The following is a 455-nucleotide window of genomic DNA, read 5'->3' as shown; positions in this document are numbered from 1 at the left end:
ATTCAGCGCACGCCTGTGTTATTTCAAGCAGGGGCATCAGCCAAAGGTTTGGCATTTGCCACCCAGCACGCGGAGGCGATTTTTATTGGGGGTGGCGAAAAATCAGCGATTAAACGGCAGGTGGAGACAATTCGCCAGTTGGCAAAAGCACAGGGTCGCGAGCCCAATGACATCAAAGTGCTGATGGGAATCACAGTAGTAACTGACGAGCGTCACGACCTTGCTCAAGCAAAACTGGCGGAGTATGAAGGCTATGCCAGTAGCGAGGCAGGATTGGCACATTACTCAAGTTCGGTGGGGATTGATTTATCACAGTATGCCGATGATGAGGTGATTGCCTACCAACAAACCAATAGCATTGCGTCGGTGAACCAGCGCTTTCGGCAGCAGCAGGTTACCAAAGCGCAGCTGATAGCCGAGCATCGGTTGGGGGGACGCTATCCGCTAATCGTGGG

The 455-nt window shown here is 52.7% G+C and carries 1 protein-coding gene; it reads left to right on the top strand.

Features of this window, described 5'->3' with window-relative positions:
• The coding region (locus QC029_RS31375) for an LLM class flavin-dependent oxidoreductase (RefSeq protein WP_279559095.1) at positions 1-455 on the top strand (455 nt) is incomplete at both ends.

Source organism: Streptomyces sp. DH37, from assembly GCF_029813835.1.
Classification (GTDB): domain Bacteria; phylum Actinomycetota; class Actinomycetes; order Streptomycetales; family Streptomycetaceae; genus Streptomyces.
This window is presented reverse-complemented; position numbering and strand designations above follow the sequence as displayed.